The organism is Stenotrophomonas sp. SPM (assembly GCF_003105135.1).
Taxonomy (GTDB): domain Bacteria; phylum Pseudomonadota; class Gammaproteobacteria; order Xanthomonadales; family Xanthomonadaceae; genus Stenotrophomonas.
Genome location: NZ_QETL01000008.1, coordinates 17,620 through 41,638, shown reverse-complemented (window position 1 = coordinate 41,638; position 24,019 = coordinate 17,620). Strand labels below are relative to the sequence as shown.

General features: G+C 67.7%; 24 protein-coding genes and 1 pseudogene. 15 read left to right on the top strand and 10 right to left on the bottom strand.

What is annotated here, in order from left to right; all coding sequences use genetic code 11:
• From DCO49_RS03840 to DCO49_RS03825, 5 genes and pseudogenes are all read left to right on the top strand, one after another.
• A complete protein-coding gene (locus tag DCO49_RS03840; RefSeq protein WP_243402647.1) occupies nt 1-3,699 on the top strand; it encodes a TonB-dependent receptor in 3,699 nt (1,232 codons plus the stop codon).
• 285 nt (nt 3,700-3,984) lie between these two features.
• A complete protein-coding gene (rpoH, locus tag DCO49_RS03835; protein ID WP_116862888.1) occupies nt 3,985-4,860 on the top strand; it encodes an RNA polymerase sigma factor RpoH in 876 nt (291 codons plus the stop codon).
• Nucleotides 4,861-5,026: 166 nt separating this feature from the next.
• Nucleotides 5,027-5,113, top strand: a pseudogene (locus DCO49_RS20675) (type II toxin-antitoxin system RelE/ParE family toxin); the annotation flags it as partial.
• Between the two features lie 28 nt (nt 5,114-5,141).
• Complete coding sequence (locus DCO49_RS20455; protein ID WP_243402648.1) at nt 5,142-5,294, top strand: hypothetical protein; 153 nt, start codon at nt 5,142-5,144, stop codon at nt 5,292-5,294.
• A complete protein-coding gene (locus DCO49_RS03825; protein WP_116862887.1) occupies nt 5,278-5,610 on the top strand; it encodes a DNA-binding transcriptional regulator in 333 nt (110 codons plus the stop codon). Before DCO49_RS20455 ends, DCO49_RS03825 begins: the two co-directional genes overlap by 17 nt.
• Before the next feature lie 118 nt (nt 5,611-5,728).
• On the opposite strand, the gene purD is transcribed toward DCO49_RS03825, so the two are convergent.
• From purD to purH, 3 genes are read right to left on the bottom strand one after another with little or no spacing between them, the layout of a single operon-like run.
• Nucleotides 5,729-7,012 carry a phosphoribosylamine--glycine ligase gene (purD, locus tag DCO49_RS03820; RefSeq protein WP_116862886.1) on the bottom strand — a complete coding sequence of 428 codons (1,284 nt, stop codon included), beginning with the start codon at nt 7,010-7,012 and terminating at the stop codon, nt 5,729-5,731.
• Nucleotides 7,013-7,070: 58 nt separating this feature from the next.
• Nucleotides 7,071-7,937 carry a hypothetical protein gene (locus tag DCO49_RS03815; protein ID WP_116862885.1) on the bottom strand — a complete coding sequence of 289 codons (867 nt, stop codon included), beginning with the start codon at nt 7,935-7,937 and terminating at the stop codon, nt 7,071-7,073.
• A gap of 16 nt (nt 7,938-7,953) precedes the next feature.
• Entirely contained in the window at nt 7,954-9,537 is a 1,584-nt protein-coding gene (purH, locus tag DCO49_RS03810; RefSeq protein WP_116862884.1) for a bifunctional phosphoribosylaminoimidazolecarboxamide formyltransferase/IMP cyclohydrolase, read from the bottom strand.
• Nucleotides 9,538-9,718: 181 nt separating this feature from the next.
• On the opposite strand from purH, the gene DCO49_RS03805 reads away from it, so the two are divergent.
• From DCO49_RS03805 to DCO49_RS03780, 6 genes are read left to right on the top strand one after another with little or no spacing between them, the layout of a single operon-like run.
• Entirely contained in the window at nt 9,719-10,336 is a 618-nt protein-coding gene (locus DCO49_RS03805; protein ID WP_116862883.1) for a CDP-alcohol phosphatidyltransferase family protein, read from the top strand.
• A 34-nt stretch (nt 10,337-10,370) separates the two neighbouring features.
• A complete protein-coding gene (locus DCO49_RS03800; RefSeq protein ID WP_116862882.1) occupies nt 10,371-12,122 on the top strand; it encodes a bifunctional alpha/beta hydrolase/class I SAM-dependent methyltransferase in 1,752 nt (583 codons plus the stop codon).
• A complete protein-coding gene (locus DCO49_RS03795) occupies nt 12,122-13,456 on the top strand; it encodes a phosphatase PAP2/dual specificity phosphatase family protein (RefSeq protein ID WP_116862881.1) in 1,335 nt (444 codons plus the stop codon). The genes DCO49_RS03800 and DCO49_RS03795 overlap by 1 nt, the downstream gene beginning before the upstream one ends.
• Entirely contained in the window at nt 13,453-13,890 is a 438-nt protein-coding gene (locus DCO49_RS03790) for a hypothetical protein (protein WP_116862880.1), read from the top strand. The genes DCO49_RS03795 and DCO49_RS03790 overlap by 4 nt, the downstream gene beginning before the upstream one ends.
• A gap of 12 nt (nt 13,891-13,902) precedes the next feature.
• Nucleotides 13,903-14,532 carry a lysophospholipid acyltransferase family protein gene (locus DCO49_RS03785; protein WP_116862879.1) on the top strand — a complete coding sequence of 210 codons (630 nt, stop codon included), beginning with the start codon at nt 13,903-13,905 and terminating at the stop codon, nt 14,530-14,532.
• On the top strand, nt 14,529-15,524 hold the full coding sequence (locus tag DCO49_RS03780) for a phosphatidate cytidylyltransferase (protein WP_116862878.1): 996 nt from the start codon (nt 14,529-14,531) through the stop codon (nt 15,522-15,524). Before DCO49_RS03785 ends, DCO49_RS03780 begins: the two co-directional genes overlap by 4 nt.
• Before the next feature lie 134 nt (nt 15,525-15,658).
• Here the strand turns inward: DCO49_RS03780 and fis are convergent, their stop codons facing one another.
• The 3 genes from fis to prmA form a co-directional block, all read right to left on the bottom strand.
• Entirely contained in the window at nt 15,659-15,934 is a 276-nt protein-coding gene (fis, locus tag DCO49_RS03775; RefSeq protein WP_116862877.1) for a DNA-binding transcriptional regulator Fis, read from the bottom strand.
• Between the two features lie 114 nt (nt 15,935-16,048).
• Nucleotides 16,049-16,816, bottom strand: coding sequence for a DUF3426 domain-containing protein (locus DCO49_RS03770; protein ID WP_116862876.1), 768 nt, complete (start codon nt 16,814-16,816; stop codon nt 16,049-16,051).
• Between the two features lie 42 nt (nt 16,817-16,858).
• Nucleotides 16,859-17,779 carry a 50S ribosomal protein L11 methyltransferase gene (prmA, locus tag DCO49_RS03765; protein ID WP_116862875.1) on the bottom strand — a complete coding sequence of 307 codons (921 nt, stop codon included), beginning with the start codon at nt 17,777-17,779 and terminating at the stop codon, nt 16,859-16,861.
• Between the two features lie 163 nt (nt 17,780-17,942).
• On the opposite strand from prmA, the gene DCO49_RS03760 reads away from it, so the two are divergent.
• Both DCO49_RS03760 and DCO49_RS03755 read left to right on the top strand, forming a co-directional pair.
• Nucleotides 17,943-18,908: a hypothetical protein gene (locus tag DCO49_RS03760; RefSeq protein ID WP_116862874.1), complete on the top strand. Its 966-nt coding sequence runs from the start codon at nt 17,943-17,945 to the stop codon at nt 18,906-18,908.
• The gene (locus tag DCO49_RS03755; RefSeq protein WP_108770185.1) at nt 18,905-19,279 is read left to right on the top strand and encodes a hypothetical protein; all 375 of its coding nucleotides are present in this window, start codon (nt 18,905-18,907) and stop codon (nt 19,277-19,279) included. The genes DCO49_RS03760 and DCO49_RS03755 overlap by 4 nt, the downstream gene beginning before the upstream one ends.
• A 135-nt stretch (nt 19,280-19,414) precedes the next feature.
• Here the strand turns inward: DCO49_RS03755 and accC are convergent, their stop codons facing one another.
• The 4 genes from accC to DCO49_RS03735 all read right to left on the bottom strand — a co-directional run bounded on the left by accC (nt 19,415) and on the right by DCO49_RS03735 (nt 22,756).
• Nucleotides 19,415-20,782 (bottom strand): acetyl-CoA carboxylase biotin carboxylase subunit, encoded by a 1,368-nt coding sequence (gene accC, locus DCO49_RS03750; protein ID WP_116862873.1) that lies wholly within the window; start codon nt 20,780-20,782, stop codon nt 19,415-19,417.
• 10 nt (nt 20,783-20,792) lie between these two features.
• Nucleotides 20,793-21,272, bottom strand: a complete 480-nt coding sequence (gene accB / locus DCO49_RS03745) for an acetyl-CoA carboxylase biotin carboxyl carrier protein (protein ID WP_079223759.1) — start codon at nt 21,270-21,272, stop codon at nt 20,793-20,795.
• Nucleotides 21,273-21,333: 61 nt separating this feature from the next.
• The gene (aroQ, locus tag DCO49_RS03740) at nt 21,334-21,777 is read right to left on the bottom strand and encodes a type II 3-dehydroquinate dehydratase (RefSeq protein ID WP_116862872.1); all 444 of its coding nucleotides are present in this window, start codon (nt 21,775-21,777) and stop codon (nt 21,334-21,336) included.
• 262 nt (nt 21,778-22,039) lie between these two features.
• Nucleotides 22,040-22,756 carry a DOPA 4,5-dioxygenase family protein gene (locus tag DCO49_RS03735; protein WP_116862896.1) on the bottom strand — a complete coding sequence of 239 codons (717 nt, stop codon included), beginning with the start codon at nt 22,754-22,756 and terminating at the stop codon, nt 22,040-22,042.
• A 155-nt stretch (nt 22,757-22,911) separates the two neighbouring features.
• Between DCO49_RS03735 and DCO49_RS03730 the strand changes: the two genes are divergently transcribed.
• Both DCO49_RS03730 and DCO49_RS03725 read left to right on the top strand, forming a co-directional pair.
• The gene (locus DCO49_RS03730) at nt 22,912-23,739 is read left to right on the top strand and encodes an isocitrate lyase/phosphoenolpyruvate mutase family protein (RefSeq protein WP_116862871.1); all 828 of its coding nucleotides are present in this window, start codon (nt 22,912-22,914) and stop codon (nt 23,737-23,739) included.
• Nucleotides 23,740-23,743: 4 nt separating this feature from the next.
• Nucleotides 23,744-24,001 (top strand): hypothetical protein, encoded by a 258-nt coding sequence (locus tag DCO49_RS03725; RefSeq protein WP_116862870.1) that lies wholly within the window; start codon nt 23,744-23,746, stop codon nt 23,999-24,001.
• Nucleotides 24,002-24,019: the final 18 nt, after the last annotated feature.

Sequence of the window (24,019 nt, the reverse complement as noted above, 5' to 3'; positions counted from 1 at the left end):
ATGAAGACCAACCACCGGAGTCCTGCCCTGATCGTGCGCGCCCTGCTTCCCCATGCGATGTCCTGCAGCGTGTTCGCCCTGCTGCTGGCCACTCCCCCGGTGCTGGCCCAGCAGAGCGTGCCGGTACCGGCCAACGATGTGCGCTGCGAGGGTGATACCTGCCGCAGCAATGACGGTGAGCTGCTGCGGATCGGTGATGACGCCGATGCGCCGCTGCTGCCCCTGCCAGGCCACAGTGATCCATCGGCCACCGGTAGTGTGCCGCTGGCACCGGCGGTCACCCCCGACGTGTCCGCGCGTGGCGGCCAGTTCATGGCCGAGCTGCCCAACGGCGGCGTGGTCTGGGCCACTGAAGATCCGAGCATGGTGCCGCCCAGCCTGAGCGTGCAGGCCGCGGCCACCGTGCCGTTCGAAAACGGCCGGGTGATCCGCCCGCTGCGCTTCCACAGCTACAACAACTACGCCTCCTTCATCGACAAGCTGGAAGTCACCCTGTACCGCGGCACCGACACCGACCTGGTGACCCCGCTGGCGCGCATCGAGCTGCCGTCCGACTACGTGGGCGATGCCGAATGGGATGGCAGCGTGCCGGAGCAGTTCAAGCTGCGCACCGGTGATGAACTGATCTACGTAGCGCGTGCGTACGGTGCCGGCGGTGCGTTCGATGAAACGCAGATCCAGCGCATCCAGCTGGTCACTCCGGCCGACTTCGACCGTGGCCTGCAGGTGACCCGCGACAACGTGCAGAAGACCCTGGGCCAGGCGCTGGACGGGGCCAACGCGCAGGACCTGCAGGTCAGCAACAGCATCTACGGGCAGAGCATGCTGCGCCTGCAGAACATTCCCATCCACGGCTCGCGCGTGCGCCTGTACGGCCGCAACCTGGAGCCGAACAGCCGCGTGCGCATCAACGGCCAGGATTTCCCGGTCGACCTGGAACAGAAGTTCGCCGCCGAGTTCCTCGAGCCGGTCGGCCAGCACCGCTATGACGTGCGGGTGGAATCGCGCGATGCACCGTCGGCGCAGCGCCAGCTGGACGTGGACGTGACCGGCCGCTACCTGTTCCTGGTCGCCATCGCCGATGTGACCCTGTCAAAGAACAGTGCCAGTGGCAACGTGCAGCCACTGGCCGCCGATGACCGCGACACCGATGGCTTCCTCAGCGAAGGCCGGCTGGCGTTCTACCTGAAGGGCAAGATGCGCGGCAAGTATCTGGTGACCGCGCAGGCCGACACCCAGGACCGCGAGCTGAAGTACCTGTTCCGCGATTTCAGCCGCGCCGATGCGCAGGATGTGTTCCGTCGCCTCGACCCGGACCTGTACTACCCGGTGTACGGCGACGATTCCACCACCTACCGCGACGTCGACACCCAGGGCCGCCTGTACCTGCGCGTGGACTGGGACCAGAGCCAGGCCCTGTGGGGCAACTTCGCCACCGGCATCACCGGCACCGAGTACGGCCAGTACGTGCGTTCGCTGTACGGCGGCGCGTTGAACTGGCGCTCGCTGTCGGCCACGCCGCTGGGTGAAGCGCGTTCGCAGCTGAAGGTGTTCGGGTCGGAAGCGCAGTCGGCGCCGGGCCACAGCGAATTCCTCGGCACCGGCGGCAGCCTGTACTACCTGCGTCATACCGACCTGCTGCCGGGCTCGGAACAGGTGGTGCTGGAAGTGCGCGACCGCACCACCGGCCGCACCGAAACCCGCGCCACCCTGCAGGAAGGTGTGGACTACGAGATCGACGATCTGCAGGGCCGGCTGATCCTGACCCGGCCGCTGGCGCAGTTGACCCGCGAGAACGTGCGCAGCATCACCCGCGACATGCCGCTGGACGGCTACGACCAGCTGCTGCTGGTGGACTACGAATACGTGCCGCTGGGCTTCAGCAGCAACGACGTGACCTACGGCGCGCGCGGCCGCCAGTGGATCGGCGACCACGTGGCGGTGGGTGGCACTTGGGTGGAAGAAAACCGCAGCGGCGAGAACTACAGCCTGAAGGGCGCCGACCTGACCCTGCAGGCCGGCCGCGGCACCTACCTGAAGATGGAGCAGACCCGCACCGATGCGACTGCGGCGCCGGTGTTCTATTCGGACAACGGCGGCCTCAGCTTCATCCGCCGAAATCCGTATGAAGGCCGCCGTTCGGGCAAGGCCTCGGCAGTGGAAGCGCGCGCCAACCTGCGCGAGCTCGGCTGGACCACCCAGGACTGGAGCCTGGGCGCGTGGTGGCGCGACGTCGACGCTGGCTTCTCGGTGGCACGCCAGGACACCGGCCTGCCGATCCAGGAATACGGCGCGGAGTTCCTCGGCTACCTCACCGATGATTTCAGCCTGTACGGCCGCCACACCCGCACCGAGCAGGGCGAACTGGCGCTGGAGCAGAGCCAGCTGACCGCCGAATGGCGGCTGGGCAACGATGGCCAGCTGACCGGCGAACTGCGCCGGGTGCGCGAGGAGCAGGAGCTGCAGGATGTCTCCGCGCTGCTGGCGGCGATCGGTTACCGCCAGCGCTTCGGCTCCTCGTGGGAGCTGTACGGCACCGGCCAGGTGACCTTGGACGATGACGGCGGTGCCTACGAGAAGAACGATCTGCTGACCCTGGGCGCGCGCTACCTGTTCGGCGACCGCAGCAGCGTCGGTGCCGAACTGAGCAGCGGCAGCCGCGGCCACGGCGGCAAGGTCGATGCCGAGTACCGCATGGCGCCCGACCACAGCCTGTACGGCAGCTACAGCTACAGCACCGACCGCACCGGCACCGATCCGTTGTTCGACAGCGGCCTGCAGAGCGGCTGGACGGTCGGCCAGCGCTGGCGCCTGAGCAACCAGGTGAACGTCTACAACGAAAGCCAGTACCTGAAGGACCGCCGCCAGGACAGCGCGGGCCTGGTGCACACCTTCGGCATGGACTTCTACCCGGCTCAGGGCTGGAACCTGGGCTTCACCCTGATGGACGGCGAGCTGGAATCCACCGTGGGCCGCATCAACCGCCGTGCGTACAGCGTCAGCGGCGGCCGTACCGATGCGGTGGCGCAATGGAGCAGCAAGCTGGAATACCGCCGCGACAGCGGCGCCGAGCAGCGCGAGCAGTGGGTGACCACCAACCGCCTGCTGTACAAGCTCAACGAAGACTGGCGCTTCGCCCTGCGCGCGAACTACGCCGACACCCAGGACCGGATCAATCCGGTGGCCGATGCCAAGCTGGTGGAAACCAATGTTGGCTTCGCCTGGCGCCCGCACGACAACACGCGCTGGGCCGGCTTCGGCAAGTTCACCTACCTCTATGACGTGGCGTCGCTGGGCCAGGAAGGCGGCAACCTGTACGACCAGCGTTCGCAGGTGCTGTCGCTGGAAGGCATCCGCCAGATCGGCGAGCGCTGGGAGATGGCGGCCAAGCTGGCCTCGCGCTGGGGCGACTACCGCACCGGCCGTGGCGAGGGCGCCTGGCTGGACAGCCGCGCCGACTTCGCCGCCCTGCAGCTGCGCTACCGCCTGTTCGCGGAGTGGGAAGGGCTGGCCGAGCACCGCTGGCTGAAGGTGCGCGACGGTGGCGTCCGCAAGGGCTGGCTGCTGGGCGTGGACCGGCGGGTGGGCGAGAACTTCAAGGTCGGCGTGGGCTACAACTTCACCGAGTTCAGCGACGACATGACCGAGCTGAAGTACGACCAGAAGGGCTTCTTCCTGAACATGGCCGGATATTATTGAGGCCGCCCGAGGGCGGTCCTGCGGCCCTGGGCTGAACGACCGGCAACATCGCCGGGCTGAATGGGGTGGCGCCGTGGGATTTTGCGGCCCAAAACGACCATTCATGCACCTGATTCTCTTCAAGTGGTTGATTTTTAAAGAATTCGACCACGGTCGAGCCCGCTCGCCATTGTCATCAATTCGCGATAGGGTAGGGATGTTGAATCGCCCAGTGTTCTGTTCACGGAACACTGGAACTTCCTCCCGCTTTAGCAGTCCAAAAGCCGGACTGCTAAGATGAGCCCTATGAGCCAGAATACCTATACTGCCCTTGTGGCAAACAATCTCCCGATTCCCAGTGCGCTCGGTTCGCTGGACGCCTACATCGGTGCCGTGCACCAGATTCCGGTGCTGTCGGTCGATGACGAACAGGACCTGGCCCGTCGTTTCCGCGACGGTGACGATCTGGACGCCGCACGTGAGCTGGTGCATTCGCACCTGCGCTTCGTGGTGCACGTGGCCCGCGGTTACAACGGCTACGGCCTTGCGCTGGGCGACCTGATCCAGGAAGGCAACATCGGCCTGATGAAGGCGGTCAAGCGCTTCGACCCCGACATGGGCGTGCGCCTGGTGTCCTTCGCCGTGCATTGGATCCGTGCGGAAATGCACGAGTTCATCCTCAAGAACTGGCGCATCGTCAAGGTCGCCACGACCAAGGCGCAGCGCAAGCTGTTCTTCAACCTGCGCAAGTCGAAGACGCGGCTGGGCTGGATGAACGCGGCCGAAGTCAGCGCCGTCGCCAAGGACCTGAACGTGTCCGAGCGCGAGGTCATGGAAATGGAATCGCGCCTGTCCGGTCGCGATATCGGTTTCGATGCGCCGACCGACGAGGACAACGATCATGCGCCGCCGTCGCCGGCTGCGTTCCTGGTGTCCAACGACGAAGATCCGTCGATGGCCTACGAGCGCGAGGACAGCGAAGACAACCAGATGCAACTGCTGCGCGAAGGCCTGGCCGAGCTGGATGCCCGCTCGCGCGACATCATCCGCCGCCGCTGGCTGGATGCCGACAGCAAGGTGACGCTGCAGGAACTGGCCGATGAGTATGGCGTGTCCGCCGAGCGCATCCGCCAGGTCGAAGCGAACGCGCTGAAGAAGATGAAGGCGCTGTTCACCGCGTAAGCGGGAAGGCGTTGGAATGAAGAAAGGCCCGGCAATGCCGGGCCTTTTTGTTTGTGGGGCGTATCCACGCATGGCGTGGATTTGCTCTGAGGGCGGGACGGGGACTGTGCCGACCGCGTCATGCGCTGGATGCTGATGTTCACGCCGTACCACTCGGTGGCACGGCATGATCATGTCGCGCGTATTCCGTACTCGAGCTTTCAATCGCAGCATACGCAGGACCATGCTGTCCGACGCAGCCTTGTGCCGGGCGGTAATGGAAATGGAAGCGGGTCTGGTGGATGCAGATCCTGGCGGAGGCCTCTTCAAAAAATGTGGAACGAGATGCGCTGCAGTTGTACGCATCGGAATTTCTGAAAATGAGCGGGGCACAGTTGAAGCGTGCCGTGGAGTACGGGGATTTACAGGAGATCTGCCATGGCGAAGGCCCTTGAGCGAAGGCGCGCGAGAAGTGCGCTTCCTGAGGCGGTGCACGATGCTGCTGTGAGCCTGCACACGCATGGCTTCATCGACAAACGCCGGTTGAGCAGCTACGAGGCGCTCTGTCTTGAGCCTGTTCCCGACTACAGCAGTGCCCAGATCCGAGCGCTGCGTACCTCGCTGAGGCTCAGTCAGCCGGTCTTTGCAGGCGTTCTCAATACCAGCGTTTCCACCGTACGCAGCTGGGAACAAGGCGAGAAGAAGCCCAGCGGACCATCACTGAAGTTGCTCAACCTGATTGATCGGAAGGGGCTCGAAGCAGTCCTGTAAAGCAAAGGCCCGGTTATGCCGGGCCCTTGCTTTTCCGTGGTGTTCAATCCACGCCAAGCATGAACGACATCAGTGGTAGATCCACGCCATGCGTGGATGCCCTGATGCTGCGCCTGCCTCACCCCTCGCGTGCGATCGCGCGCCAGCCGATGTCGGTGCGGTGGAACTCGTTGGCCCACGTCACCTTGGCCACGCCGGCATACGCGTTGGCCTGCGCCTCGCGCACGCTGTCGCCCAGCGCGGCCACGCACAGCACGCGGCCGCCGGCGCTGAGCACCTGGCCCTGTGCATCCAGCGCGGTGCCGGCATGGAACACCTTGGCGTTGGCGGGCACGTCGTCCAGGCCGGAGATCACGTCGCCGGTGATCGGCGCTTCCGGATAAGGCTTGGCGGCCAGCACCACGCCCAGCGACGGGCGCGGATCCCACTGCGCGTCCACCTGGCCCAGACGACCATCGATGGCCGCTTCCACCAGGTCCACCAGGTCCGACTGCAGGCGCAGCATCACCGGCTGGGTTTCCGGGTCGCCGAAGCGCACGTTGAACTCGATCACCTTCGGCGCGCCGCTGGCATCGATCATCAGGCCGGCATAGAGGAAGCCGGTGAACGGGATGCCGTCGGCGATCATGCCCTGCACGGTCGGGTTCACCACCTCGCGCATCACCCGCGCGTGCACCTCGGGCGTCACCACTGGCGCGGGCGAGTAGGCGCCCATGCCACCGGTGTTCGGGCCGGTGTCGCCGTCGCCGACGCGCTTGTGGTCCTGCGAGGTGGCCATCGGCAGCGCGTGCACGCCGTCGACCATCGAAATGAAGCTGGCTTCCTCGCCATCAAGAAACTCCTCGATGACCACGCGCGCGCCGGCATCGCCGAAGGCGTTGCCCGAGAGCATGTCACGTACCGCATCCTCGGCCTCGGCCTGGTTCATCGCCACGATCACGCCCTTGCCGGCAGCCAGGCCATCGGCCTTGACTACGATCGGTGCACCCTTCTCGCGGATGTAGGCCAGCGCGGCGTCTACCTCGGTGTGCACGGCGTAGAACGCGGTGGGGATGTTGTGGCGGGCCAGGAAATCCTTGGCGTAGGCCTTGCTGCCTTCCAGCTGCGCGGCGGCGGCGGTCGGCCCGAAGATGCGCAGGCCGGCGGCGCGGAAGCGGTCGACCACGCCGGCCACAAGCGGCACTTCCGGGCCGACCACGGTCAGCGCCACGCCTTCGGCCTGGGCCAGCGCCAGCAGGCCGTCGATGTCGGTCACCTTCACCGCCACGTTGCGGCACTTGTCTTCGTTGGCGGTGCCGGCATTGCCGGGCGCCACGATCACTTCGGCGACACGGGAGGACTGGGCCAGCTTCCATGCCAGGGCGTGTTCGCGGCCGCCAGAGCCGATGACAAGTACGTTCATCACGAGATTCCAGATTGCGTGGGAAGGGAAGGGCGATGCCCCCGGCGGCGCGCGTGGTTCACTCGCAGCCCTCGCGTTGCAGCGCGTCGGGGAAGGAATAGGTCCAGGTCTTCGGATCCAGCCTGAAGCGGTGCGTGCGGCGCACGTTGCTGCCGCCACAGCTGCTGCCGGATTCCTCGATCAGCAGCGGCCAGATGCGCGCGCTGCGGTTGCTGTCGTCCATGCGCAGTTCGAAATCAAAGTCGAACATGCGGGTGCGGCAGTCTTCGGCCTGCTCGGCGTCGTCGCAGTCGTAGGCCGCGGTGTTGTCGATGTGGCTGCGCACGCTGCCGGCATCCACCAGACCGTTCGGGCCGGGCAGGATGAAGCTCTGCGTCTGCAGCGAATAGCCCTGGCCGTACCAGCCGCTGACGTTGCGGAAGCCGTAGAAATCGCTGCCGAAGCGCAGGACCTGGACGCTGCCCGGGCGGCCGCTGCTGCCATAGGTGCCGCCGGTCAGCTCGGCCGCCACCTCGAAGCCATCGCCAGACGGGCGCAGCACGTAGTAATCGATGGTGCCCGCGTCGGCATGGCCGGCGTCGACCACTTCGCCGCACACCGCCAGCAGCTGCTGCCAGCTGTCACCGCTGACCACCGGCTGTTCGGCGCAGACCGCCCAGTCGACCGGGCGGGTGTCGCCGTCCTGCGTCCAGTTGCCGCGCCAGCCGTCGGACAGCTGCGCGTCCTTGCCGTAACGCGCGGTCAGGAAGGCCTGCAGACGCGCGGTGCGGCTGACATGCCCGGCCGCTGCGGTGCTGGCCGCTGGAAGCGCATCTGCCTGGGGGCCAGAGGCGGGTGCCGGCTCGGCGGCCGGCTTGCAGCCGGCCAGCAGGGCCGCGCCCATCAGGGCAGGCAGGACCAGGGGCTTGATCGAAACTGCGGACATCCGTGTCGCTCCAGGATCAGTGGCGGAAGTGGCGAACGCCGGTGAACACCATGGCCAGGCCATGTTCGTCGGCGGCGGCGATCACTTCAGCATCGCGCATCGAACCGCCCGGCTGGATGACGGCCTTGATGCCGGCGGCCGCTGCGGCGTCGATGCCATCGCGGAACGGGAAGAACGCATCGGAGGCCATCACCGAACCTTCCACCACCAGGTTCGCGTCGGCCGCCTTGATGCCGGCGATGCGCGCGGAATAGACGCGGCTCATCTGGCCGGCGCCGACGCCAATCGTGCGGTTGTCCTTGGCGTACACAATCGCGTTGGACTTCACGAACTTGGCCACGTTCCAGGCGAACAGCAGGTCGGTGAACTGCTTGTCGGTCGGCGCCAGCTTGCTGACCACCTTCAGTTCGTCGCGGGTCATGCCGCGGTTGTCCGACGACTGCAGCAGCAGGCCCGAGCCCACGCGCTTGCTGTCGAAGTTGTTCAGGCCATCACCGTGCGGGATGCGCAGCACGCGAACGTTGGCCTTCTTCAGCGCGTATTCCAGCGCGGCCGGCTCGTAGTCGGGGGCGATCAGCACTTCGACGAACTGGCGGTCGAGGATGACCTTCGCAGTGGCCGCATCGAGCGGCTTGTTGAAGGCGATGATGCCGCCGAAGGCGCTGGTCGGGTCGGTGGCGTAGGCCAGCTCGTAGGCATCGCCGTTGCCGGCACCGACGGCCACGCCGCACGGGTTGGCGTGCTTGACGATGACGCAGGCCGGCGCATCGAACTGGCGCACGCATTCCCACGCCGCATCGGCATCGGCCAGGTTGTTGTAGCTCAGTTCCTTGCCCTGCAGCTGCTGGAACGTGGCCAGGGTGCCCGGCACCGGGTACAGGTCGCGGTAGAACGCGCCGCTCTGGTGCGGGTTCTCGCCATAGCGCAGGTCCATCACCTTCACGAAAGTGGAATTCATCTGCGCCGGGTACTCGGCACGCGCCGGCACGGCAGCATCGGTGGCGGTGACCGCCGACAGGTAGTTGCTGATGGCCGCGTCGTACTGGGCGACGCGGTTGAACGCGGCCACCGAGAAGGCGAAGCGGGTGCCCGCGCTCAGCTGGCCGTCGTTGGCGTCCAGCGAGGCCAGCAGTTCGGCGTACTGCGACGGGTCGGTGGCCACCGCCACGCGGGCGAAGTTCTTGGCCGCCGAGCGCAGCATGGCCGGGCCGCCGATGTCGATGTTCTCCACCGCGTCGGCCAGGGTGCAGTCGGCCTTGGCGGTGACCGATTCGAACGGGTACAGGTTCAGTACCAGCAGGTCGATGGCGCCGATGCCGTGCTCGGCCATCACCGCGTCATCCAGGCCCGAACGGCCCAGCAGGCCGCCGTGCACCATTGGGTGCAGGGTCTTGACCCGGCCGTCCATCATTTCCGGGAAACCGGTGACGTCGGCCACGTCCTTCACGGCCAGGCCCGCATCGCGGATCGCCTTGGCGGTGCCGCCGGTGGACAGCAGCTCGACGCCGCGGGCGGCCAGCGCGGTGGCCAGCTCGACCAGGCCGGTCTTGTCGGAAACGGAAAGGAGGGCCCGACGGACGGGCAACAGATCAGCAGTCATGGGGACAGGGCAATCGGCAGCGGAGCGGGGCCGATATTGTAGTTCGTGGGGGGCGGTGGCGGGCGCTGCCGGCGCGCTTTGCTGGCCCCGGCAGGGGAAAACGGCCTGCATCGGCATGCCGGGCTGAACACGCCATGGGGTAGGCTATGCCGGAACTGCCAGGGATCAGCGGGTTCAGATCGTGTCGATCTATGCTTTGAAAGGACGTTTCCAGGACCTCTTGCGTCCGGCCGTGCGCGGGCTCTACCGCCTCGGCATCACCGCCAACACGGTGACCGTGGCTGCCGCCGTGGTCTCGCTGCTGGTGGCCGCCGCCGTATGGTGCTGCGCGCCCACGCAGCCGCTGCTGTACCTGCTGCTGCCGCTGTGGATGCTGCTGCGCATGGCCCTCAACGCCGTGGACGGCATGCTGGCCCGCGAGTTCGGCCAGCAGTCGAAGCTGGGTGCCTACCTGAACGAGTTGTGCGATGTGATCGCCGACGCCGCGCTCTACCTCGCTCTGCTCGGCGTGCCGGGCGTACGGCCCGAGGCGTTGTGGCTGCTGGCCTGGACCGCGGCGCTGAGCGAATACGCCGGCGTACTGGGGCTGATGGTTGGTGCCAGCCGCCGCTACGACGGCCCGATGGGCAAGAGCGACCGCGCCTTCGTGATCGGGGCGCTGGGCCTGCTGCTGGCGTTCGGGTGGATTGGCGCGATGACGGTCACTGGCGTGGCTGCGGCCATGGCCGCACTGTGCGTGCTGACGATGATCAACCGCGTCCGCCGCGGGCTGCAGGAAGCGGCGACTCCGCCGCAGTAATCAACGACAAACAACAAGACAATCTGGAGATTGCATGCGTCAGGCGCAGGAACAGGAATTCCAAAGCTTCGACCAGGTACCGCTGTTCTACCGGTACTGGGCGAGCACCACGACGACCACGCCGGCCAAGGCCATCGTGCTGCTGCACCGCGGCCACGAGCATTCCGGCCGGGTCACCCACCTGGTCGATGAGCTGGACCTGCCCGACACCGCGTTCTTCGCCTGGGATGCGCGCGGCAACGGCCGTTCGCCGGGCGCGCGCGGTGATGCACCGGGTTTCCCGGCGCTGGTGCGCGACCTGGACAGCTTCATCGCCCACATCGGTGCCGAGCACGGCATTGCGGTGGAGGACATCGTGGTGATCGCGCAGAGCGTGGGTGCCGTGGTGGCCGCCACCTGGGTGCACGACTACGCGCCGCGCCTGCGCGCGCTGGTCATGGCTTCGCCGGCGTTCAAGGTGAAGCTGTACGTGCCGTTCGCGCGCGCTGGCCTGACCCTGATGCAGAAGCTGCGCGGCAACTTCTTCGTCAACAGCTACGTCAAGCCGCAGTGGCTGACCCACGATCCGGCACGTGTGGAAAGCTACCGCACCGATCCGCTGATCACCCGGCCGATCTCGGTGCGCGTGCTGCTGGGTCTGTACGAGGCTGCCGACCGCATCGTGGCAGATGCGCAGGCGATCAGTGTGCCGGTGCAGCTGCTGGTATCCGGTTCGGATTTCGTGGTGCACCGTGGCCCGCAGGACCGCTTCTACGAGCGCCTGTCCAGCCCGATCAAGGAACGTGTGCACCTGCCGGGCTTCTTCCACGATACCCTCGGCGAACGTGACCGCGCGCCGGCGCTGGCGCGCATCCGCAGCTTCATCCAGGCACGCTTCGCCGAGCCGCTGCGCGAACTGTCGCGGCGCGATGCGCACCGCCATGGCCCGACCTTCGAAGAATCGGAAATACTGGCCTGGCCGCCGGAGCGCAACAGCCTGGCCGACCTGCGCTGGCGCGTGGTGCGTGGCGGCCTGCGCGTCGGCGGCACGCTCTCTGAAGGCATCGCCCTGGGCCTGCAGACCGGCTTCGATTCGGGCAGCACGCTGGACTACATCTACCGCGACGAAGCGCGCGGCAAGGGCCCGCTGGGCCGCATGGTCGACCGCAACTACCTCGACGCGATCGGCTGGCGCGGCATCCGCATCCGTGGCCAGCACCTGCAGGAACTGCTGCGCGACGCCGCCCAGCGCCTGCGCGGGCAGGGCACGCCGGTACGCGTGCTGGACGTGGCCGCAGGCCACGGGCGCTACGTGCTGGAAGCACTGGGGCAGGGCGAACAGCGCGCCGAGCGCATCGTGCTGCGCGATTTCAGCGAACTGAACGTGACCCAGGGCCAGGCCTTGATCGAACGCCTGGGGGCGACCGACATCGCCCGCTTCGAACAGGGCGATGCATTCGACCCGGCGCAGCTGGCGCAGGTCGACCCGGCGCCGACGCTGGCGGTGGTGTCGGGCCTGTACGAACTGTTCCCCGACAACGATGCGGTGCTGCGTTCGCTGCAGGGCATCGCCGCGACCGTGCCGGTGGGCGGCTACCTGGCCTATACCGGCCAGCCCTGGCACCCGCAGCTGGAATTCATCGCCCGCGCGCTGACCAGCCACCGCGGTGGTGCGGCGTGGGTGATGCGCCGTCGTACCCAGCAGGAAATGGATGAGCTGGTGCGCCTGGCCGGCTTCGAGAAGGTGGCGCAGCGCATCGACGAGTTCGGCATCTTCACCGTGTCGCTGGCGCGCCGGACCGCGTGATGGCGACGCTGGCCGCCACCCCGCTGGCCGTGGCAGGGCGCCCCTGGCGGCGCGCGCTGCTGTGGCTGGTGCTGCTGGGTCCGTTCTTCTTCGCCAGCTATGGCTTCGCCAATTGGATGGCCGGGCGCCACGCCACGCTGCCGGTGATGGCGTTCGCCTGGGAAGCGCACATTCCGTTCGTGCCGTGGACGATCGTGCCGTACTGGTCGATCGACCTGTTCTATGCGATCTCGTTCTTCCTGTGCCGGCAGCGCCTCGAGCTGGACCGGCACGCGCTGCGGCTGTTCAGTGCGCAGCTGATCGCGGTGGCCTGCTTCCTGCTGTGGCCGCTGCGCTTCAGCTTTGAACGGCCGGACATCGGCGGCGTGTTCGGCTGGCTGTTCGATGTGCTGCTGGGTTTCGACAAGCCGTTCAACCAAGCGCCGTCGCTGCACATCGTGCTGCTGATCGTGCTGTGGGTGAAGTACGCGCAGTACCTGCAGGGCGCGTGGCGCTGGCTGCTGCACGGCTGGGCGCTGCTGATCGGCGTTTCGGTGCTGACCACCTTCCAGCACCACTTCATCGATGTGCCCACCGGGCTGCTGGCCGGCTGGCTGTGCGTGTGGCTGTGGCCGGAGCAGGGCACGCCGCCGCTGCGGGCGTGGCGCACGGCGCGCGATCCAAAGCGCTGGCGTCTGGCCTCGTCCTATCTGCTGGGCGCGGCCGTGCTGCTGGTGCCGGTGGTGATGCTGGGCGGCGCGGCACTGTGGCTGCTGTGGCCGGTGGTGTCGCTGCTGCTGGTGGCGCTGGCCTATGCCGGGCTGGGCACGGCGGTGTTCCAGAAGCGCGCCGATGGGCGACTGACCATGGCCGCGCGCTGGCTGCTGGCGCCGTACCTGGCCGCGGCCTGGATCAATTCGCGGTTGTGGACGCGCAGTGCGCCGCAGCCGGTCGAGGTGGCAGGCGGGGTGTGGCTGGGCCGCATTCCCTGCGCCGCGCTGCCAGCGCCGTTGCGTGGCGTGGTCGATGCCTGTGCCGAGCTGTCCTGCAAGGCGCCGGGTGCGGCCTATGCCAGCGTGCCGATGCTGGATCTGGTGGTGCCCACGCCGGCGCAGCTGGCCGAGGCCGCCGATGCCATCGAAGCGCTGCGTGCGCAGGGGCCGCTGCTGGTGTGCTGCGCGCTGGGCTATTCGCGCAGTGCGGCCAGCGTCGCTACCTGGCTGCTGCGTACCGGCCGGGTGCGCAGCGCCGCCGAGGCAGTGGCGCGGGTGCGTGCCGCGCGGCCGTCCATTGTCCTGCATGACGTTCACCTACAGACCATCGCGGCCGCCGCCACACGGGAGAGCAACGCATGAGTACCGCTGCCGATCTGCCGATGATGCACCTGCTGCTGCGCCAGGGCCGGTTGCCTGCCGCGCTGTCACTGGGCCTTCTGCTGGTGGCGCTGTTGCTGCTGGGCATCGAGCCCGGCCTGGCGATGTTCGCCGCCGGCCTGCTGTTGCTGAGCGTGGCCGTGGGTGTGGTGCAGGCGTACTACGCGGTTCGGGTGCAGCTGGATGCCAGCCTGCTGCAGCTGCTGCTGCGCGAAGACCTGCAGGGCGATGCCGCGGCCGAGCGGGTGGACGCGGCCCTGCACACCGTCGGCCTGCGCCGCCGCGATGCGCAGGCGCCGGTGCGCGGCTGGGACGCACGCTGGATCGGCATGCGCCGCCTGCTGGTGCACCAGTACGTGGCCACGCTGCTGCAGTTTTCGGTGCTCCTGCTGGCCGTGCTGTGGCCGCAGACCTGAGCGGAGGTATCGATGTTTGCTGAGCTGATCGCCCGCGCCTGCAGTGGCGCGATCCATGGGGTGACCGGTGCGCGCGCGCTGTGGATCGGCTGTGCGCCGTCCAGCGAACACCGCGTGTACTACGGCAACCATGCCAGCCATGGTGACTTCGTGCTGATCTGGTCGTCGATGCCGCCGGCACTGCGTCGCCAGGTGCGGCCCGTCGCCGCCGCCGAGTACTGGCAGGGCGATGCGCTGCGCCGTTACCTGATCGATGCGGTGTTCAACGGCGTGCTGGTCGAGCGCGACGCCGCGCGGCGCCAGCAGGATCCGCTGCAGGGGCTGCGCGATGCGGTGGACGAGGGATGTTCGTTGATCCTGTTCCCGGAAGGCACGCGCAATATCGGCGAGGAACCGCTGCTGCCGTTCAAGAGTGGCATCTATCATCTGGCGCGGCAGCGCCCGGAACTGGAGTTCGTACCGGTGTGGATCGACAACCTGAAACGGGTGATGCCCAAGGGGCGTTTCCTGCCACTGCCGCTGCTGTGCACGGCGACCTTCGGCACGCCGCTGCGCCTGCAGGCCGATGAGGACAAGGCCGCGTTCCTCGCGCGCAGCCGCCAGGCGCTGCTCGACCTGGCACCGAACGGAGGCCGCGCATGAGTTTCCTGCTGGATGTATCCGGCGACCTGGCCACGCAGAGCGTGGGCCAGCAGACCGGCCTGTTGTTTGCTGGTGTCGGTGCGGTGCTGGTGCTGGCCACGCTGGTATCGGAGACGCTGCGCTGGCGCCAGCGCGAGAGCCCCAGCGCGGTCATCGCCAACCTCGTCTCGCGCATCCGCGCGTGGTGGGTGATGGCCATCGTGGTGGGCGGTGCGCTGCTGTTCGGCCGCGCCGGGGTGATCGTGCTGTTCGCGATCATCTCGCTGTTCGCGCTGCGCGAGTTCATCACCCTTGCGCCCACGCGTTCGGGTGATTACTACGCGCTGCTGGCCGCGTTCTACATCGTGCTGCCATGGCAGTATTACCTGGTGTGGATCGACTGGTACGGCATGTACACGCTGCTGATTCCGGTCTATGCGTTCCTGTTCCTGCCGATCCTGTCGACCATCGGCGGCGACACCACGCACTACCTGGAACGCACGGCCAAGGTGCAGTGGGGGCTGATGATCTGCGTGTTCTGCATTTCGCACGTGCCGCTGCTGCTGAACCTGCACGTGCCCGGCCACGACCCGTCGCGCAACGTGCTGCTGTTCGCCTTCCTGGTGATCGTGGTGCAGTCCTCGGACGTGCTGCAGTACATCTGGGGCAAGCTGCTGGGCAAGCGCCTGATCGCTCCTAAGCTGTCGCCGTCGAAGACGGTGGAAGGCTTCGTCGGCGGCGTGCTCAGTGCCAGCGCGCTGGGTGCGGCGCTGTGGTGGATCACTCCGTTCACGCCGCTGCAGGCATTCGGCCTGTCGCTGCTGATCAACCTGATGGGATTCTGGGGTGGCCTGGTGATGTCGGCGATCAAGCGCGACCGCGGCATCAAGGACTGGGGCCACATGATCGAGGGCCATGGCGGCATGCTCGACCGGCTGGATTCAGTGTGCTTCGCCGCGCCGGTGTTCTTCCATGTGGTGCGGTATTACTGGAAGGCGGGCGGGGTGGGGTGATCAACCCGGGGTCGGATCCCTTCGCACGGCGAAGGGCTCTGACCCCTATTTCGATTCCGTCGGGTTCTCATCCACGCATGGCGTGGATCTACTGCCGGCATCGGTAGCGCCGGGCCATGCCCGGCGGGCCGCGTTTACGCGCTGATGCCGTATTCCTTCAGCTTCTTGCGCAGCGTGGCGCGGTGGATGCCCAGCATCGCCGCGGCGCGGCTCTGGTTGCCTTCGCAGTGGTTGAGCACTTCCACGAACAGCGGAATCTCCATCTCGCGCAGCACGATCTCGTAGACATCGTCCGCGTCGCAGCCATCGAGGTCACGAAGGTAGCGGCGCACGGACTGGGCGACGTGTTCACGCAGCGGTGGCCGGGCACCGCCACGACTGTTGTCAGGACGAGAAAGGACAGCGTTCAAGGGGGTTCCCGATTCGGTGGCCCGTGCGCGCGGAGCGCGCGGCCGGACGAGGTGGTGGCGGCCAGTCTAGCGCGAGCGTGCCCGACCTGCCACGGCTGGACGCCTTCGTCCCGCTCAAAGGAACTCGAAGGTGAATGCGACCGTGGAGGCCGCAGGCTCCTGTACGCGGAAGGCGATGCGTGCGCTCTGCCCCGGTTCCAGCAGGGCCGCGCCGGGGTTCTCGCCCAGGTACTGCGCGGGCGGGAACACACCGGTGCCGATCACCCGGCCATCGGCATCAGCCAGTGACAGGCGCAGGTCGGGCCATGCCTGCGCCCAGCGCGCATCGTTGCGGATGCTGGCCTGGACCTGCAGCACACCGGCCTGCCCGGGCAGCGGACGGATCTCGCGGCTGGTCATGGTCAGTGCGGTCGGTTCGCGCCACGCCGGCAGGCTGCAGCGCAGGACACCGCACAGCGCACTGACCCACGGGCGGTGCGCGGCATCAGCAGCCAGTCGCGCGCGATCGGCCAGCACGCTCTGCAGCACCAGCAGCAGTGCCAGCACGGCTACCATTGCCCAGTGCCAGCGCGGCGTCGGCAGGGCACGCGGGCGGGCGCCGAGAAAGCTGGGTGCATCGCTGGCGGGTGCGACCGACGCAGGCGCGTCGATGCGGGAGGACGGTTCGATGACAGTGTCATCGGACTGTCGCGTCTGCGGCGGTGTCGGTGTGTCCACCACCGGTTCGGCCGGCAGTTCCAACGGTGCCGTCTGATCGAGGGTGGCATCCGTCGTGTCGTCAGCGGGTTCCTGCGCCTGCCCGGTGTCGGGCGGCGCATCGGTTCCCGGCGCGGAACGCAGGAAGGTGGCAAGCGGACGACGCGGCGGGTTCGGCTCGGACATGCTCAGGGCGCGGGCTCGGATCCAGCGGTCATTCAACCACGATCAGGCGCGGCGTACGCCGGTGATGCGCATCCAGTCGCCGTCCTGGGTGGCCTGCAGGTCGTCGAACCACGCCGCGTAACGCTGCAGCAGTTCGCCTTCCTGGCCATGCAGGATGCCCGACAGGGCGATGCGGCCACCGGCAGCGACGCGTGCGGCCAGCAGTTCGGCCAGTGCATCGAGTGCCGAGGCGAGGATGTTGGCGACCACGATCGGGTAGGTGGCCACCGGTTCGTCCTGCGGCAGGTACACGTGCATGCGGGCCTGCTCGCCATTGCGCTCGGCGTTGTCGGCGGTGGCGATCAGCGCCTGCGGGTCGTTGTCCACGCCGATGGCCTGGGCGGCACCGAGCTTCAGCGCGGCCAGGGCGAGAATGCCCGAGCCACAGCCGAAGTCGAGCACGCGCTGGCCCTGCAGCAGGCCATCCACGGCCAGCTGGTCCAGCCAGCGCAGGCACAGCGCGGTGGTCGGGTGGGTGCCCGAGCCGAACGCCAGGCCCGGGTCCAGGCGCACGATGGCGGCGTCGGCAGCCTGCGCGGCCTCCGGCAGCTCATGGTTCCACGGCACGATCCAGGTACGGCTGCCGAAGTCCATCGGCTGGAACTGGTCCAGCCAGGCGCGTTCCCAGTCTTCGTCCTCGACCGCGCGGAAGCTGCCGCCGGTCCAGTCCAGCTCCGGGTCGAAGGCCTCCAGCGCCGCCAGCAGCAACAACGCGTTGCTGTCGGCCGGGAACAGCGCGCTCAGTACAAGGGTGTCCCACAGCGGGGTCTCGCCCACGCCCGGCTCGAGGATGGCCTGTTCGTTGCTGGTGTCGGCCTCGGCATCGAGCAGGGTGACCGCCAGCGCGCCCACGTCCTCCAGCGCGTTCTCATAGCGGGGCTGGGTGGCTTCGGTGCAGCGCAGGGTCAGTTCCAGGAACGGCATGGCGGTGGGGGCAATCGCGGGAAAGGGGGCCATGCTAGACCATCCGGCCGTCTCCGTATCCCCTGAGATGCTGGCCGGGGCTGAACGAGGCCGATTCAGACAGGTCTCACGGGCCTTGCTAAACTTGGCGCTTTCCTGCCCGACGTGCCGTAACCGACCGCCGATGGCTCTCGCCCCGACCCTTAAAACCTGGTTGCTCGTGCTGCCGGCCGTGGCCGTGCTGGGCGTGGCCGGTTATCGGGCCAGTGGCCATGGCCACGCGGCGCAGGTGGACGTGGGCGCGCCGCTGGCGGTGTCCACCGCCAGCGTGCAGGACGCGCTGGAACCGGTGATGCCCGAAGCGCTGGCCCGCCGTCTGGCTGGCTTCGAGCGCAGCAGCGCGCTGCCGTCGGGCCTGCCGTTGGACATCCGCGCCGACATCGAAGGCGAGACCGATCTGTTCGCCTACGCGCAGCGTCTGAAGGCGCAGGCAGAGCAGGGCAATCATGAAGCGCGCTGGATGCTCAGCCGGGTCTACGACTACTGCGCGCAGTACGCGGTCGATCCCGGTGGCTACCGCCTGGACAACAACGTGCTGGCCGGCCTCGGCCTGAGCGCGGCGCCGGCGATGGTGCATGCGCGCGAGCGCGTGGCGCAGCGGTGCGGTGGTTTCGTGCCGGGCGACAAGCTGGGCCCGTCGCTGGTGTTCAACGAACGCCGCCGTGCGGCCCTGCAGGGCAACCTGGCCGCCGAAGCCGCGCTGTTCGCCGAGGGCGAGCCGCTGCACAGCAATGACCAGTACCGCCGCGACCTGGTGGAGCGCGTGCGTACCTCGCGCGACCCGGAGGCCTACATGGCCCTGGCGCCGGGCATGGGCGTGCGCGCTGCTGGCGACAAGGCGCTGGCCAACATGGTGGCCGGCGAACAGCTCAGTGAGATGGCGTGGCGGGTGGCTGCCTGCCAGCTCGGTCTACCGTGTGGCGCCGACAGCGTGCTGATGAACAGTTACTGCGCGAACGGAGGGATCTGTTCGCAGGATGGGACGCAGGATTTCCAGGATTTCGTGTATGACGCTGCTGTATCGCGGCAAGGTGCGGGGACGATGAACGAATGGATCAAGCAATTGATTGGAAAGAGGAACGGGCAATGAATTACCGTCGATTCCTGCACGGGGCCAAGTTCTGGTTCTGGGTGGCGTTGTTTGTCGCGTATTCGGCCGGCGCGGTTGGCCTGCTGATGATCGACACCTACGAGGATCGCTACCGGCACCTTTCCAAGGTTGAACTGACTTCGGTGAAGGCGCAGGAAGACGTGCGCCGCGCCGGTGCCAGCCAGGTGGCCGCGGTGTATCGCGCGCAGAGTGGCGCGCCGTTTGCCTCGCTGCCGGCCGGCAGCACTTTCCAGGTTGTCTGGCCCGATGGCTCCACCGAAACCATGGTGATCGTCGACCCGACCTCGCCCAATGGTGTGCGCCCGCTGGCCGAGACGCAGATTCCGGCCGAAGTCGCCGACAAGCGCTGACGCGATTCTGTAGAGCCGAGCCGACGCTCGGCTGCCCTTGCAGCAAGCCGGGCGTGGGCTCGGCTCTACAGGAAACAGGCAACAGAAAAGGGCGGGGACATCCCCGCCCTTTTCGTGTCCAGCCGCTGGCGCTGATCAGGTCAGTGCGATCGGCTTGTTCTTGCGTTCGGCCAGGCGCTTTTCCAGGTAGTGGATGTTCTGCCCACCGCTCTGGAAGCCCTTGTCGCGCATGATGCGCTGCTGCAGGGCCACGTTGGTCTTGATGCCGTCCACCACCATCTCGCTCAGCGCCACCCGCATGCGGGCGATGGCGGTCTCGCGGTCCGGGCCGTGCACGATCAGCTTGCCGATCATCGAGTCATAGTTCGACGGCACGCGGTAGCCACTGTAGATGTGGGTGTCCACGCGCACGCCGGGGCCGCCCGGCGGATGGAAGCCGGTGATGGTGCCCGGGCTCGGCACGAAGGTTTCAGCATCTTCGGCGTTGATGCGGCACTCGATGGCATGGCCGCTGAGCACCACGTCGCTCTGCTTGATCGACAGCTTCTGGCCGGCGGCGATCTTCAGCTGCTCGGCCACCAGGTCGATGCCGGTGACCATTTCGGTGACCGGATGTTCCACCTGGATGCGGGTGTTCATTTCGATGAAGTAGAAGCGGCCGTCTTCGTACAGGAACTCGAAGGTGCCGGCGCCGCGGTAGCCGATGCGCACGCAGGCTTCGGTGCAGACCTTGCCGATCTCTTCGCGCTGTTCGGCGCTGATGCCCGGTGCCGGTGCTTCTTCCACCACCTTCTGGTGGCGGCGCTGCATCGAGCAGTCGCGCTCACCCAGGTGGATGGCGTTGCCCTGGCCGTCGGCCAGCACCTGGATCTCCACGTGGCGCGGGTTCTCCAGGAACTTCTCCATGTAGACCTCGCCATTGCCGAACGCGGCCTTGGCCTCGCTCTTGGTGGTTTCGATCGAGGTCTTCAGCGAGGCTTCGGCGTGCACCACGCGCATGCCGCGGCCTCCGCCGCCACCGGCCGCCTTGATGATGACCGGGTAGCCGATCTCACGGGCGATCTTGGTGTTGGCAACGATGTCCTCGCCCAGCGGGCCGCCCGAGCCGGGCACGCACGGCACGCCGGCGGACTTCATGGCGCGGATGGCTTCGACCTTGTCACCCATCATGCGGATGGTATCGGCCTTGGGGCCGATGAAGATGAAGCCGGACTCCTCCACGCGCTCGGCGAAGTCGGCGTTTTCCGACAGGAAGCCGTAGCCCGGGTGGATGGCCTGGGCGTCGGTGACTTCCGCCGCGGCGATCAGTGCCGGGATGTTGAGGTAGCTCTGCGGCGACGGTGCCGGGCCGATGCAGACCGACTCGTCGGCCATGGCCACGTGCTTGAGGTTGCGGTCGACCGTGGAGTGCACGGCCACCGTGCGGATGCCCAGGGTGTGGCACGCGCGCAGGATGCGCAGCGCGATCTCCCCTCGGTTGGCAATGACGACTTTGTCGAGCATGGCGTGCCCCTCAGCCGATCACGAACAGCGGCTGGTCGAACTCCACCGGCTGGCCGTTCTCGCCCAGGATGGCGACGATGGTGCCGGACTTGTCGGCTTCGATCGGGTTGAACATCTTCATCGCTTCGATGATGGCCAGGGTCTCGCCTTCCTTGACCTGCTGGCCAACGGTGACGAAGGCCGGCTTGTCCGGAGCGGCCGACGCGTAGAAGGTGCCGACCATCGGCGAACGCAGCACGTGGCCTTCCGGCAGGGCCGGGCCCGGCTTGGCGGTGCCGCCGGTGGAGGCTTCGGTCGGCGACTGCATCGGCATGGCCTGCGCAGCCGGGGCGGCCGGCGCGGCGTACACCGGGGCGGGCATCGGCGCGGCGTAGCCGGCCACCGGGGCGCGCGACAGGCGCACGGACTCTTCGCCTTCCTTGATTTCGATTTCAGCCAGGTTCGACTCTTCCAGCAGGTCGATCAGCTTCTTGATTTTGCGCAGATCCATGAGGGCCTCTTTGGTTTCTATCTAGGTGAGGTAGAGCGCCGGCTGGCGCCCGGGTCGACAATCAGGTGGCGGACACCCGCAGCAGCGCCGCGTCCATCGCGTAGCGGTAGCTGTCGGCGCCGAAGCCACACACCACGCCCACCGCCTTGTCGCTGAAATAGCTGTGCTGGCGGAACGGTTCGCGGGTGTGCGGGTTGGACAGGTGGATCTCGATGAACGGCACGGCCACCGCCGCCAGCGCATCGCGCAGGGCGACGGAGGTGTGGGTGAAGGCGGCCGGGTTGATCAGGATGAACGTGGTACCGTCGGTGCGCGCGGCCTGCACGCGGTCCACCAGCACGTGTTCGGCGTTGGACTGCAGGCTTTCCAGCGCATGCCCGGCCGCAGCCGCCTGGGCGGCCAGCGCCTGGTCGATGTCGGCCAGGCTGGTGTGCCCATAGACCTCCGGCTCGCGGGTGCCGAGCAGGTTGAGGTTGGGGCCATGCAGGACCAGCAGCTTCGCCATGGAATCCGATCAACAGGAAAGGGCGGCAGTCTGGCGGAACCTGTGGATGCTGTCCAGTTCGGCGAAATTGCAGGTGTTTAAAGCAATCGTTTGAAAATCGTGAAAGCGCTTGCGGCCGTATGGGTGGCGCCGGATCAAGGCCCGCTGAACGCCATGGCGGCGGGGATGCCCGCACGAAGGCCGACGATGGCGTAAATCAGCGCCATGCGTTGATGGCCACGCCCGGTAGATCCACGCCATGCGTGGATGACCGCTATCGGACTCAGGTCTCCAGCGGCACCGTCGGCACCACGTTCGGGAACACCTCTTCCAGCGCCTCGGTCTCGCCGGGTTTCGGCGCCGGCCAGTTGTAGGCGTTCACCGGCTGCGCGCGGTTCACCCACAGCGCGTAATACAGATGGTCGGCACGGCCATCGCCGGTATTGGGGTGGATGAGGATGGTCAGGCCCAGGCTGTTGAGCTGCAGCCACGGCACCAGCACCGGCAGCAGGTCGTTGCTGAAGCCGAAGTAGAACGACGGCGTGACATGCGGGCCGCGCGGTTCCAGGTTCCAGTTGCCCCGTTCCACCGGGAAGCGCTCGGCCGCCCAGCGCCGCAGCAGGGCCGCCTTCTGGTAGCTGTCTTCGTCGAAATAGATGTGTGCGTGGTAGCTCTTGATATCGGTATAGGCACGCGGCCGGCTGGGCAGCGGCGATTCGCCCGGACGCACGCTGGCCGGGCGCGGTGTCGCTTCGGTGGCCGTGTCCTGGCCCCAGGGGCTGTGGCCCTGTGCGGGCGGCGTCACGATCGGGCGGAAACCGGGGCGGCCGGGTTCGGTGGTGTTGGGCGCGCTGGCAGCGCTGGCCGTGCTGGCAGCGGCAAGCCCGCCCATGGCCACACCCGCCGAGGCGATCAGGCGCCGGCGCACGGGTGAGAGCAGGTCGGCCCATCCGGCGTCTTCGGCCGCATCAAAAGGTGTAGCAGAGGTATGCGGCGGCATGGCCAGCGTGCTGGTGGCGGAGCCGACACGCTCGGCGATGGTGGCCGCGCCGTCCAATAAGCAGCGGGCATCGGGTGATGCCGCGCCGCTGCCACCACGTTGAGTCGTGCCCGTGGCCGGGCTAGGGTGGCCGGGCCACACACCGGACATTCGCCATGACCGCCGTTGACACCGACACCGCCCGCCGGCGCGCCGCCTTCCGCCAACTGCACACTCAGGGCTGCTTCGTGCTTCCCAACCCGTGGGACGTGGGCAGTGCGCGCTATCTGCAGCGGCAGGGCTTCCAGGCGCTGGCCACCACCAGTGCCGGCTGCGCGTGGAGCGAGGGCAGGCCCGATGGTGCCGTCTCGCTGGAAGCCACGCTGGAACACCTGCGCCTGATGGCGGGTGCGACGTCGCTGCCGTTGAACGCGGACTTCGGTGATGGTTTTGGTGCGACGCCGGACGAGGTCGGCGCAGCGGTCACCGCCGCCTTGGATACCGGCATCGCCGCGCTGTCCATAGAAGATGCCAGCGGCGTAGTGGGGGCACCGCTGCGGCCGCTGGAGGAAGCCGTGCAGCGCCTGGCCGCCGCACGGGCGGCGATTGATCGCGTCGGCGCAGACGTCCTGCTGGTGGGGCGCGCGGAAAACTTCTTCGTCGGCGTGCCTGATCTTGAAGACACCCTGCAGCGGCTGCGTGCCTACGCCGCGGCGGGTGCCGACGTGCTGTACGCACCGGGCATCACCACGCACGAGCAGATCATGGCCGTCGTTGCGGCGGCAGGATCGAAGCCGGTGAACCTGCTGGTCGGTGGGCCCACGCCGCTCACCTTGCAGGACATCGCTGCGCTGGGCGTGCGCCGGGTCAGCCTGGGCGGGGCCCTGGCGCGTGCGGCATGGGGCGGGCTGATGCAGGCCACCGATCCGATCCTGCGCGACGGCCGTTTCGACGGCCTGCAGCAGGCCGCCACGGGCGCGGCACTGAACGACCTGTTCCGCTGAGGCCATGGACAACGTAACCGCCTACGCGGCGCTGGTGAGGGAGATGGAGGCGTTGCGCCAGGCGCCGGGGCTGCTGGCCCGCGTCGATGGTCCGGCGCTTGTACGCGTGCTGGAGCGCGACGAGGGACGGCTGGAGCTGGAGATCCGCGTGCGCTGGCAGGATGCCGGACACACGGCGCTGCGGCTGGAGGGCCACGCGCGCGGCGCCAGCACCTGGAACCACCAGCACCTGCAGGAAACGATGGTGGTACCGCTGCAGTAGATCCACGCCATGCGTGGA